The sequence below is a fragment of the Alishewanella sp. SMS8 genome (assembly GCF_030737935.1).
Lineage (GTDB): Bacteria > Pseudomonadota > Gammaproteobacteria > Enterobacterales > Alteromonadaceae > Alishewanella > Alishewanella maricola.
Genome location: NZ_JAPJEA010000001.1, coordinates 1,399,057 through 1,411,452, shown reverse-complemented (window position 1 = coordinate 1,411,452; position 12,396 = coordinate 1,399,057). Strand labels below are relative to the sequence as shown.

The window sequence follows — 12,396 nt, the reverse complement described above, 5'->3', positions numbered from 1 at the left end:
CGATCTGTTTTTATTCATTAATTTTTGCTGCTAGCAGATTCAACCAGTCTGTGTGTTTGCTTGGCTAGCGTATCTGGCCGCAGCGCTGCACTTTGTTGCCAGAGATAACCGGCAAAGCGAAAACTGACATATAAGGTTACCAGAGTTGCGATAACTAATTCCAGATAAGCGAGCTGCTGCAGTAATGCTGCGCTTTCAGGCTGTTGCCATAGCGCAAATTGTTCGCTGGCTTTAAACAGCGCCGTTGCGCCAATTACTAAGGGAAAGGTAAAAGCAGCAAAGCCGGGCGAAAACGGTAACCTTAATAAATATAGCATGGCCGCATAAATAATGCTGGTCATCACCAGTGCTAATATTAGCAAGCTCAGAACGATCATTGGTTGTGCTGGGCTGGTTAAACTGAGATAGCCGGTTAAGCATAAACTGGCCGGAGCCGCTAAAACCGCTAAACTCGGCCTTGCCGCTAACGGGACGCTACCGGCGAACAGCAAACGAATGATCACTAAAGGCAGTAATACGGCATAGCAGAGCAGTCCAAACCAAAAAATACCCTGTATGACATTTTCTGAAACGGCTGCAGGGCAGGTTACCACGGCAGTGACAATACCAATAGGCGGCACAAACCAACCGGGTAACAGCTGATTAAACTGTAAAGTGCCTACGCGATGCCAGATAAACGCCACCAGTAACCATAAATGCAACACCACAGCAATGGACCAAAGCCAACGCCCTAGGCTGCTCGGTAGCGCAGTGGCGATCACCATTAACGCCATGGCTGACGCAGGTAGTACAGCACCGAGTATCGGGTTCGCTAAATCTTCGCGTAGCAGCGCCGGTTGACGGATAAACTTAAACAGTAACAAACTAAGGCATACCAAGGCGAACAATGCCGCTGCGGTTTGCAGCGCGCCTTGTAATTGCAATGCTTTATCCCAGCACCAGCCCAAACTGGCTATGCCTAATGCTAACGCGGCCAAGGGGGTTGGAATGGCGCGAGTGAGATCAGTGCGATCGTTTGACATGTCATGGTTCCAATTTACAGAATGACGCTAGGATAGCGCTCACTTTTGCTTTAGCATATCTGAACGTTTTTAACCTAGCGTTAGGATAAACCGAACATGATTGCTATTCGAAAGCTGCAGGTATTTAGTTGTATTGCTCGGTTAGGGAATTTAAGCAGTGCGGCGAGCGAACTGTATTTAAGTAAGGCGGCGGTTTCGCAGGCCTTAAATGAATTAGAAGCGCAACTAGGTGCACCGCTGTTTGATCGGGTACACCCGCGCTTAAAACTCAATGAACAAGGGCGCTTATTACAGCCGTTAGCCGATGAAATTTTGGCCAGAGTGTCAGACATTGAACATCTATTTCAACAAAACACACCACAAGGCCAACTGAGCTTAGGAGCCAGCCAAACCATTGGTAATTATTTATTACCCCGCTTATTGAGCCAATTAGCGCCAGGGCAATTTAAAGTCAGTATCGATAATACCTATACGCTGTGTCAGCAAGTGCTGCAGTTTGAACTTGATTTAGCGCTGATCGAAGGAGATAACCCTTTCCCAGATCTGATCACCCAACCGTGGCGGCAAGACGAAATGTATATTATTGCCAAAGCCGACCATCCGCTCGCCGGAACAACAGTGCACCACTATCACGCCTTACAACAGCAAAGCTGGGTGTTACGCGAAGCGCACTCGGGCAGTCGAGCGCAGTTTGATCGCCATCTTGCCCCACATTTGCCGACGATCACGGCGATTACCGAATTTAACTCGCCAGAGGCGATCATGCAGGCCGTTGAAGCAGGGCTGGGGCTGAGTTTTATTTCTGCCGCTGCGGCCGCCGATCGTTTGCACTATGGTCGGCTGGCGAAAATTACCTTACCGACGCCTTTTACGCGACAATTGCAGTTAGTTTGGCATAAACAAAAGTACCATTCGGTGTTAGCACGGCAATTTATCGCGCTGTGTCAGCCTTGAATAACGGATGGGTTGGCTTGCACACTTTTGGCGCATTGAATACGTATTCATCTTGTAGTCGTAAACAAATGGCGGTATCAATCAGGCTGACAGGTTTTCTACCCATTTTGGCGGCTGTGGCCAACCGAGTGGGTAACAATAATAACAACCGCGACGATAGAGAACATACTTATGCAAACTAAGCCGAACCTCAGCTTTTGGCAGATCTGGAACATGTGTTTTGGATTTTTCGGTATCCAATTCGGTTTTGCCTTACAAAATGGCAATGTTAGCCGAATTTTCCAAACGTTGGGCGCAGATATGGATCAAATTCCTATTCTGTGGATTGCCGCACCGTTAACGGGCTTGTTGGTACAACCGATTATCGGCCATTTCAGTGATAAAACGTGGACTAAATTAGGTCGGCGTCGGCCCTTCTTTTTATACGGTGCACTGGCCACCACCGCGGCATTGTTTTTTATGCCCAATTCACCAAGCTTGTGGATTGCTGCAGGGATGTTGTGGCTATTAGATGCGGCCATCAATGTCACGATGGAACCGTTCCGGGCGTTTGTCGGCGACAACCTCAATAAACAGCAGCGCCCCACCGGCTTTGCTATGCAATCGTTCTTTATCGGTGTCGGTGCCGTGGTGGCGTCGGCGCTGCCCTGGATGATGAGCAATTGGTTTGGTGTGTCGAATACGGCGGCAGAGGGGTTGATCCCTGACTCGGTGGTGTTTTCGTTCTATGCCGGTGGTGCCGTATTATTTCTTTCAGTTGGCTGGACGATTATTTCCTCGAAAGAATATAGCCCTGCGCAATTAGCTGCCTTCGATGCGGCTGAACAAGCGGCTCAGCCGGTCGCTGAGCGTGCAACGCCTGCCGCAAACTATTGGCGCAGTGGCGCAGTTGCCGTGGTGGTGGGTGTGGCAGCAATGATTGCTGTCGCTTCTGCGCAGTTAGATAAGCAACTGTATTTACTGGGCGCACTTATCGCCAGCTTTGGGGTATTACAGTGGCTGGCGAGCTGGTTTAAGCAACAGCAAAATCGCAATATGCTGGTACAACTGGTCGATGATTTATTTACTATGCCAAGCACCATGCGGCAATTGGCGATAGTGCAGTTTTTCTCATGGTTTCCGTTATTTGCCATGTGGATCTATACCACGGCGGCGGTGACCAGTTATCACTATGGCACCACGGATACCACATCGGTCGCTTATAACGATGGTGCCGATTGGGTTGGTGTGTTATTTGCGGTTTACAACGGTTTTGCGGCAATTGCGGCCCTACTGATCCCGCTGTTAGTTAAAGCTACCAGCACACAAAAGGCACACGCGATTAATTTATGCTGTGGCGCTTTAGGGCTATTCGCCTTTTTCTTTATTAAGGATCCGGCCTTACTCTGGATCCCGATGATTGGTATTGGTATCGCTTGGGCATCCATTTTATCACTTCCTTATGCGATGCTCTCCAACTGCCTGCCAGCCAATAAAATGGGGGTGTATATGGGCATGTTTAATATCTTTATCGTGCTACCACAGCTGCTGGCTGCGGCCATTTTGGGAAGTTTGGTCGGCTACTTTTTCCAAGGGCAAGCTATTTATGCGTTGGCGATTGGCGGGGTAAGTTACATTATTGCGGCGCTGTATGTGCTACGTGTGAAAACTGATTTGGTACAGGAGTAACTGATGCTTAAAACGTCCTTAAGTTGTTTGATGTTAGCGTTGGCGCTAAGCGGTTGTAAGCCAGCTCCTCAGCAAGCGAGTCACGACAGTGCTGTGCCAGAGGCCACCACGCTAAGCCCAGCAACAGCAGACGCGCCCTGGTGGCAAGATGCCGTGTTCTATCAAATTTGGCCCCGCAGCTTTTACGATACCAATGGCGATGGCCATGGCGATTTTAATGGCATGACTGCCAAACTGCCTTATCTACAAGAGCTCGGTATCGATGCCATTTGGTTAACGCCAATGTTTGAAGCGCCGTCTTATCATGGTTATGACTTTACCGAGTTTTACCAGGTAGAAACTGATTACGGCTCGATGGCCGAGTTTGAAACCTTTATTCAAGCGGCCGATGACAAAGGCATGAAGGTGATTCTCGATTTGGTGATTAACCATATCTCGCGTGAGCACGAATGGTTCCGGTTATCGGCTGAAGGTGTTGCGCCTTATCGTGATTACTTTGTGTGGCGTAAAGACTTACCCGCCAAAGGTGAAGGCTGGGGCTATGCCTGGGATCAGTCGGATAAACCTGAAGCCGTCTGGCATTTCGATGAGCGCCGGGGTGAATATTACTATGCGGCCTTTGGTGCAACGCAGCCTGATTTAAATTTGCAGCACCCCGATGTGGTGGCTGAAATGAAAAAGATGGCGAAGTTTTGGCTGGATAAAGGCGTAGCCGGTTTTCGGCTAGATGCAGTGCGCTTTGTGATGGAAACTGGCCCTGAAGGTCAAGCTGACTTACCCGAAACCATCGATTACTGGCGCGATTTTAATGCTTACGTGAAAAGCGTGAACCCGGAAGCCTACCTAGTGGGTGAAGCTTGGGTCGATATTCCGGTGGCCGCCGAATATTGGGGCAATGGCGAGGGCTTAGATCAAGGCTTTGATTTTGAAGTGGGTTATAAAATCTTAGGGCAATTGCTGCCTACCGTCGGTAATGAGGCGCAATTTGGCACCATCAGTGGTACACAAAGCGGCGAGCTACATCCTTTACAAGAAAACGTGCAGCGTCGCCAGCAATCGAATGCGCCGTTGGCCTTTTTCTCGCCGTTTTTAACCAATCATGATCAAGAGCGGGTGGCCTATCAGCTGGCATCCGAGCCTAAAATCGCGCAGCAAAAAGCCAAGTTAGCCGCGGCGATGTTATTTAGCTCTCCCGGCACCAAGTACATTTATTACGGTGAAGAAATTGGTTTAACCCAGGCGAATACCGGCCATGACGTTTATAAACGCGCGCCAATGCTTTGGTCCACACAAACGCAAGGCGGTTTTACGCCAGCGACCCTGAGTTGGGTAGAGCAAGCCGAGTTATTTACCCAACAATTTGAAAATTGGTGGCCGGCGTTTTTACAACAGCAATTAGCACAAGGCGGCAGCACCGTTGCCGAGCAACAAGCGCAGCCTGACTCTGTGTGGCGTTTATATCAGTGGCTTATCGCCCAGAAAAAACAGCGGCCAGAGCTGAAGCTGGCCGGCAATTATCAGGTCACTGAATTGGCAAATGGTATATTGCAAATAGAGCGCGAGTTAAACGGTAGCAAAACCCGTTTTGTGTTAAATCTTAGTGATTCAGCACAAGACATTAGTTCGCTGTTAAACACCGAGCAAACCGCCAATTGGGCTTTTGATTTGCAAAGTAATATGCTGGCAGCGTATGGCCTGCTGATTTTGCAAACACCCTAACCCGCATTGTCAAACCTTAGCAACCACGGTATCAAAAAGCATACCGTGGTTTTTTGTCAGCCACATCGCTGCTGATCTTCGTACTTAACCAATCAACACCGGTCAGACCACACTCTGGTACTGGTCCGACCGCACTCAGACACCGGTCCGACCACACTCCGGTACTGGTATGACCGCACTCAGACACCGGTCCGACCACACTCCGGTACTGGTATGACCGCACTCAGACATTGGTTTGGCCACACTCCGGTACAGGTAAGACCACACTCAGACACTGGTTTGGCCACACTCGAAGACTGCTCGGACTTTTATTAATTAACACAAGGGAATTATAAAGATTTAACTTAAATGTTTTTTATGTAATAAATAGTTGACTTTATGTGAGGGGGTAGCTTGTTTTTTGAACAAGTTTTTATAGGGAAATTCAAATGTTTAAATATGTATTCTTTGTCGTATTTTTTGCAGTAAGTTCTGCAGCGGTCTCTGCCAGTGAGGCTATGAAACTATTTGCTTGTGATACTTGCAGTGTATTGGGTATGCAACAAATTGCCGAGTCACAGGCACCTTTACTGCAGTGTGAAAGTGGGATTAATCCAGAGACAGGCGTGGCTGATGTTGAGTATTGGTTGAATAATTCAAATTGTTATGCCCCCACTAAAGAGTTACTCGTTGCTAATCCAGAGACTCGAGTTGCCTTTAAATTCAGAGTAAAAACACATAATCCCAATGCGGGTGAGTCTGGCTATGTGATGAGCTTGCCTTTATCTGATTTAGATCACGAAATCATAACGGCTTATTTTGATATCCACAGCACTTTTTATTCCGCTGTTGAAGAGTTCAACAATACCTACATGGCAAGTGGCTTGTCTTCTTCATTAGACCCAGCGCGTGGGCTATTCAATGCGGCTGAATCAAGTGCGGCTAGTTCAAATCAATACTCGACGTTAACAAACAATACCGCAAGTTCCCCAGACGCAACCTGCAAAAACTCTGCTGCAGCGCATTTATTTAGTTCTCTCGAAAATAAGAAAAGGCTTAAAGATGACATGCGAAATGTAATCATAGAGAGTATGGGCAGGAAGAGTTGGCGTCAATATACAACGACGCTTGAGACAACGGGAAACTCAACCACTAGAGGCATGACGATCAGTATAGGCACAGGTTTTAATGTACAAAGCACCCACTCTGTCACAGTGGATAAAACCTATATTGAACAGACGCCATACATTAGCCCAGTTGGGGCGCAGATTTGCAGTTCTTCTTGGTTTGGTGAGCGTTGTGAACCGGCAAATCCAAACAACTACATTCAATACAAGGTTAGCTATGCAGGTAACTTTAACACTAAAGTTACACAGTTGAACCAGTTGGATTTGATCTTCGATTTAAACCCAGCAACCTCTGTGATCGATGGCTATTCCGTTCGTGATATTACAGGGCATGGCAGTGGCGGTTCATCATTAAATATCCAATATATACAGGATAGTTGCTTAGCTAAATATATAAACGATTTGTCACCAGGAGATACTGACTTTGTAGGCGAGGGACCGCTAGGTATGCCATACGATTATGATTTTGGTTCTGGCATGGCCACCTTGTGTGAGCAACAGATAACCTATCGAGCTTGCACCAATACGGGTGGTGGAACCGCGGAAGGTTGTCACAATCTCACTTTTACAACGTTAAAACCTTGCTCTAATCCCTAACGAGCAGAGTGGGTAACTGCGCATTGTTGTGGATAACAGCGCAGATGCTCATTTTTACCGACTACTGGTCTGACCGCACTCCGGTACAGGTAAGACCACACTCAGACACCGGTCCGACCAGACTCAGAGATCTTGCTCGGTAGTCACATTAAGCCAGTTGCGCATTAACGAAATTAGCTGCTGTTGTTCGTGCGCACTTAAACCGCTGAGCAGCTGCTGTTGCGTCTCGACATGCTTGACCAGCAGTTGCTCGATCACGTTTTTACCGCTTTCCGTTAGGCTTACCACAATACTGCGTTTGTCTGCTGCGGCGGTGTGGCGACTGACAAAGCCTTGTTTTTCTAATGACTGTAAGCGGCTAGTTAGTGAGCCTGAGGTAATTAAAGTTTGCCCAAGTAGCTGATTAGGTGTGAGTTGATAGGGCATACCGCTACGACGTAAGGTGGCTAGTACATCAAAGCCAGCATCCGTTAAACCGTACAGCCGAAAATTCGGCGACATGGCGTTGGTTAAACGTTTATGCAGAATCTGCAAACGACCAATCAGCGCCATGCTGTCGGTATTCAATGTGGGCATTTCAGTGGCCCAAGCCTGCTGGATCCGATCGAGTTCGTCCATTATGTATCGCTATGTTAAATTTATCTTGAGTTCAAGATACCTTTGCTTTATCTTGAGTTCAAGATAAATGTTGGGGACGTGACAAGATGCGAGCTTATTTTATTGTGGCTGCGCTAGTGGGCAGTGTTAGCGCGGCATTTTTATTGGCCGCTAATTTGGGCGCGGGTAATGCACTCAGTGCGCAAGATTTTGTCGATTTACAGCAAGGTTCAACAGCGCATGCCGGTTTTCGCCGTGCGCATGCGAAAGGGTTTTGCGTAGCCGGTGATTTTATTTCCAGCGGCGCGTTAGCGCCTTATTCAAGTGCTGCGGTGTTGCAAGCCGGGCGTTATCCGTTTATTGGTCGATTTTCGATTGCTGGTAATAATCCGCTGGCGCCTGATTTAAAAGCACCGGTACGCAGTTTTGCCATCACCTTGTTGCCCGAAACCGCACAGCAATGGCGCATAGCAATGAACACCCCACCGGTGCTAGCGGTAGGAACACCAGAGAAGTTTTATCTGCAGCTGCAAGCCATTCAAAATAATAGTGTGCCGCAATTTTTTGCCGAGCATCCAGAGAGTCAGGCTTTTGTAAAATGGCGTTCAACCTATCAAGCCAGCAGTAGCTTTGCCAGTGAACGCTATCACAGTATTAACGCCTTTTATTTGCAGAATGCGGCTGGTCAGCAGCAAGCCGTGAAATGGGCTGCAGTGCCGATGTTAACGTCGACAATCAGCAGTGAGTTAGATGAAACAGATGCTGATGCCCTGCAAAAAGAATTTTTTGCGCGCTTAAATGCGGGCATGGTGAGCTTTGACTGGCAATTTACCCTTGGCACGGCCGCGGATGATGAAAATAACGCGACGGTATTATGGCCTGACAGTAATGTACAAATAAGTGCGGGTGTACTGCAGATCCATCATGCGACAGAGCAGTTAGACGGGAATTGTAATGCGCTTAATTTTGACCCCTTAGTGTTACCTCGTGGTGTTGCGCCAACCGCCGATCCGATTTTACGTGCGCGCGCTGCTGCTTATGCCGAGTCACATCGGCGCCGAGCGCGTGAAGTATTAGTGCAATCAGTGGTAGGGGAACAGCATGAATAATCCGGCAACGTACTCGTTAGCTATGCGCTTGATGCACTGGCTGATGGCGGCTTTAGTATTGTCTTTATTGCTGGCTGGTTTAACGATGGTTAGTGCATTAGGGGCTTGGCAACAGCAATTGCTCAGTGCGCATAAAATGGCTGGGTTATTAGCCGCTTGTGCCGTGCTGCTGCGCATTTATCTGCGGTTGACTTCGCAGGTTCCGGCTTTACCCAGCTCGCTACCGTTATGGCAACAGTGGGCCGCGAAACTCACCCATTTTGCTTTTTATCTGTTGTTGGTGTTAATGCCGCTGTCGGGTTATTTAATGCAAAATGCTGCTGGATTGCCGGTGGTGCTGTTCGATGTCAGTTTGCCGATGCTGTTAGCAACTGATTTAGCCCATTATGGCTTATTACGCGAACTGCATGGCTGGGCCAGTGTGCTACTGATGCTGTTAATTATTCTGCATATCAGCGCAGCATTGCAGCATGGTTTCATTAAGCGCGATGGGGTACTGGCGAGCATGCTAAAAAAATCAGCATAAAGCCATCGCGACTCAATGCACCTAATTGAATCTAAACGCTGTTTTCGAACAGCGTTTTTGCGTTAAGCGGCAGTTAAAAGGGTTTATAACTATGCCATCTGAGACTAAAAGTGCATAGGTTTAGCAAAATTGCTGCGCTATAGTGATGTATTGTTTAGGCCAGATCAGCGGAGTCTGTTTTGTCTCATCGCGCCCATTTGTTTTCTTTGCGTATTGGTCATGCGCTACGCGAGAGTTTGGCTGAAGGTTACACGCGGCAAAAATTATTCAAAGATCTGTTAGCCGGCGTTACCGTGGGCATTATTGCCATTCCACTGGCTATGGCGTTGGCGATCGCATCGGGTGTGCCGCCGCAATACGGTCTGTATACGGCTATTATCGCCGGTTTTGTGATTGCGCTAACCGGTGGCTCGCGTTATAGCATTTCGGGGCCCACCGCCGCCTTTGTGGTGATCCTATACCCCATTGCAGTGAAATATGGTTTAAGCGGCTTATTAATTGCCTCTGTGCTATCTGGTTTATTACTGGTCGCTATGGCCTTATTGCGCTTGGGCCGTTTAATTGAATATATCCCTGAGTCAGTCACCTTAGGTTTTACCTCGGGTATTGCCATTGTTATTGTCATTTTGCAGGTCAAAGACTTTTTGGGGTTACCGTTAGCCGCTTTGCCCGAGCATTTTGGCGATAAAATTTTAGTGTTAGCACAAGCATTACCCCAAACCGCTTGGCCTAGCTTGCTGGTGGCGGTAGTGACCTTAGCCGTTATGCTTGGTTGGCGCCGACTTCACACCCCCATTCCACCGCATTTACCGGCATTGTTTATCGGCACCCTGCTAGGGTTGTTATTGCTGCAATTCGGCGCAGATGTACCCACTATCGCCTCGCGGTTTACTTATATAGCAGAAGATGGTGCTATCGCTGCCGGCGTGCCGTCGTATTTACCTTATTTTGATTGGCCTTGGGATCGCCCTGGGCCTGAGGGTGTAGCGCTGAGTTTTAGTTGGCAATTGGCAAAAGATCTGCTGGCCGCCGCCTTTGCCATTGCTATGCTTGGCGCGATTGAGTCGTTATTGTGTGCGGTGGTATTGGATAACAGTAGTGGCCAACGCCATAGTGCAAATAGCGAATTAATGGGGCAAGGTATCGGTAATATTATTACACCTTTTTTCGGGGGTATTACCGCGACAGCGGCGCTGGCTCGCTCGGCCGCGAACTTTAATGCTGGCGCGCAATCACCCATCTCTGCGATGATCCATGCGCTGGTGGTATTACTGGCTTTATTATTGTTAACCCCTGTGCTTGCTTATATGCCCATGGCGGCTTTGGCCGCATTATTGGTGATGGTGGCGTGGGGCATGAGTGAAGCACCCAAGGCACTGCATTTATTAAAAACTGCGCCTCGCAGTGATGTTTGGGTTTTCTTGGTGTGTCTGTCGCTAACCGTTATTTTTGATATGGTGCTGGCTATTACCACGGGCATCCTGTTAGCAACCATCTTGTTTATGAAAGATATCGCCGCCATGACCAAGGTCACGGACATCTCGGCAAGTCGTAAGCATATTAGCCAACCATTACCCGCGGGTTGGAAAGTCTTAAAAATTAGTGGCCCACTGTTTTTTGCCGCCGCCGATCGTATTTTTGCAGAAATTGCGCTGTTAGCTGAAAAGCAGCGTGGTTTAGTGTTGTATATGGATGGCGTTACGCTATTAGATGCCGGTGGCTTGGCGGCTTTAGAAAAACTGCGACACAGTTGTAATACTAACAATATTGAATTGCTTATTGCCGACTTGCAATTTCAGCCATTAAAAACCTTAGCGAAAGCGGGGATAGTGGCAGAACCCGGTCGGCTAATCTTTTATGCCACGTTACGTGAAGCGCTAGAGGCTTTGCCGCCATCTACTGAGCTAGCAACTCAAGCCGACGTGGCACCGCAAGATTGACGGATCACCAGCTTAGGTTCAATCAGGTTATCGGTGATCGGTTGGTTGGTAATCAGGTTCATCAGGTTATTGACGAGCATTTCTCCGGCTTTGCTGGTGTCTTGCTGGATCGTACTTAAACCGGGCGAGGCAAAAGAGGCGGCAGGGATATCATCAAAGCCCATCACGGCAATTTGTTCCGGAACACGAATGCCGTTGCGTTTTAAGCAGCGGATCACACCAATGGCGATTAAATCGCTCGCGCAAAAAATGGCATCGACCGGCTGACCACTTTTTAACAGTTGCTCGGTGGCGAGATCGCCGGCGCTTTCGGTGGAGATCGCATCATGGTGCGGCACATCCGCAGCGTTAATGCCAGCACTGACTAACGCCTCAATAAAACCTTGATAACGAGCACTAAACTCTGGGCTGCCTTCAGAGGCGTTACCAATAAAGGCAAAGTTACGATGGCCGGTGGAAATTAAATGCGCGCCGGCTAATTTGCCGCCCTGCCAATTGTTACTGCGAATAGTAAATTCCGGATGGCCCAATACTTCGGCACCCCAGCAAACAAAGTGGGTTTCTTGCGCTAACAGCTTGGCTAATTTTTCTTCGTAATCTACATAGTCGCCGTAACCAAGCAAAATAATGCCATCGGCTTTTTTACTGTCTTCATAATCGGCATGCCAGTCGTTACTAAGTTGCTGAAACGACACGAGCAGATCTTGGCCGCGCTTGGCACAGGCACGGGTGATGCTACCCAGCATTGACAGAAAAAACGGATTAATCAGAGATTCATCGGTGGTGGGATCTTCAAATAACAGCAACGCGAGCGTGCTACTGCGTTGTTTACGCAGATTGCTGGCGTTTTTATCGACCTTATAATTAAGCTGGCGGGCAATCGCTTGCACCTTTTCGCGCGTTTCTTGATTCACTTGCGGGCTATTGCGTAATGCCCGAGAAACGGTAGATTGCGACACTCCAGCTAAATAGGCGATATCAAAAGACGTAGCTTTTTCTTTCATGCGTTACTCGATGCGGTTACCGTCAAAACATTGCAGCGTGTCAGATTCAACAAAGCCCCATCATCATAGAGCTTATTGGCAGAAGATTCAACGCAGTCTAAATCTGTCGACAATACGGTATTTTAGGTGAATAAGCGCTTGTTCTTACGAAAAA

General features: G+C 48.2%; 10 protein-coding genes. 7 read left to right on the top strand and 3 right to left on the bottom strand.

What is annotated here, in order from left to right; translation table 11 throughout:
• Nucleotides 1-17: 17 nt before the first annotated feature.
• On the bottom strand, nt 18-1,022 hold the full coding sequence (locus tag ORJ01_RS06490; RefSeq protein ID WP_306177348.1) for a TDT family transporter: 1,005 nt from the start codon (nt 1,020-1,022) through the stop codon (nt 18-20).
• A 96-nt stretch (nt 1,023-1,118) separates the two neighbouring features.
• Here ORJ01_RS06490 and ORJ01_RS06485 point away from each other — a divergent pair, with 96 nt between their 5' ends.
• The 4 genes from ORJ01_RS06485 to ORJ01_RS06470 all read left to right on the top strand — a co-directional run bounded on the left by ORJ01_RS06485 (nt 1,119) and on the right by ORJ01_RS06470 (nt 7,066).
• Nucleotides 1,119-1,976, top strand: a complete 858-nt coding sequence (locus tag ORJ01_RS06485; RefSeq protein ID WP_306177347.1) for a LysR substrate-binding domain-containing protein — start codon at nt 1,119-1,121, stop codon at nt 1,974-1,976.
• A 171-nt stretch (nt 1,977-2,147) separates the two neighbouring features.
• Nucleotides 2,148-3,644, top strand: coding sequence for an MFS transporter (locus ORJ01_RS06480; RefSeq protein WP_226750469.1), 1,497 nt, complete (start codon nt 2,148-2,150; stop codon nt 3,642-3,644).
• 3 nt (nt 3,645-3,647) lie between these two features.
• Complete coding sequence (locus ORJ01_RS06475; RefSeq protein ID WP_306177346.1) at nt 3,648-5,363, top strand: alpha-amylase family glycosyl hydrolase; 1,716 nt, start codon at nt 3,648-3,650, stop codon at nt 5,361-5,363.
• A gap of 428 nt (nt 5,364-5,791) precedes the next feature.
• On the top strand, nt 5,792-7,066 hold the full coding sequence (locus tag ORJ01_RS06470) for a hypothetical protein (protein ID WP_306177345.1): 1,275 nt from the start codon (nt 5,792-5,794) through the stop codon (nt 7,064-7,066).
• 123 nt (nt 7,067-7,189) lie between these two features.
• Here ORJ01_RS06470 and ORJ01_RS06465 read toward each other — a convergent pair whose 3' ends face one another.
• A complete protein-coding gene (locus ORJ01_RS06465) occupies nt 7,190-7,684 on the bottom strand; it encodes a MarR family winged helix-turn-helix transcriptional regulator (RefSeq protein WP_306177344.1) in 495 nt (164 codons plus the stop codon).
• Nucleotides 7,685-7,770: 86 nt separating this feature from the next.
• Between ORJ01_RS06465 and ORJ01_RS06460 the strand changes: the two genes are divergently transcribed.
• The 3 genes from ORJ01_RS06460 (at nt 7,771) to dauA (ending at nt 11,238) form a co-directional block, all read left to right on the top strand.
• Nucleotides 7,771-8,772: a catalase family peroxidase gene (locus ORJ01_RS06460; RefSeq protein WP_306177343.1), complete on the top strand. Its 1,002-nt coding sequence runs from the start codon at nt 7,771-7,773 to the stop codon at nt 8,770-8,772.
• Entirely contained in the window at nt 8,765-9,298 is a 534-nt protein-coding gene (locus tag ORJ01_RS06455) for a cytochrome b (protein WP_306177342.1), read from the top strand. Before ORJ01_RS06460 ends, ORJ01_RS06455 begins: the two co-directional genes overlap by 8 nt.
• Nucleotides 9,299-9,477: 179 nt before the next feature.
• Nucleotides 9,478-11,238 carry a C4-dicarboxylic acid transporter DauA gene (gene dauA / locus ORJ01_RS06450; RefSeq protein ID WP_306177341.1) on the top strand — a complete coding sequence of 587 codons (1,761 nt, stop codon included), beginning with the start codon at nt 9,478-9,480 and terminating at the stop codon, nt 11,236-11,238.
• Here the strand turns inward: dauA and ORJ01_RS06445 are convergent.
• Nucleotides 11,211-12,242 (bottom strand): LacI family DNA-binding transcriptional regulator, encoded by a 1,032-nt coding sequence (locus ORJ01_RS06445; protein ID WP_306177340.1) that lies wholly within the window; start codon nt 12,240-12,242, stop codon nt 11,211-11,213. The two genes, dauA and ORJ01_RS06445, sit on opposite strands and share 28 nt — an antisense overlap.
• Nucleotides 12,243-12,396 lie beyond the last annotated feature (154 nt).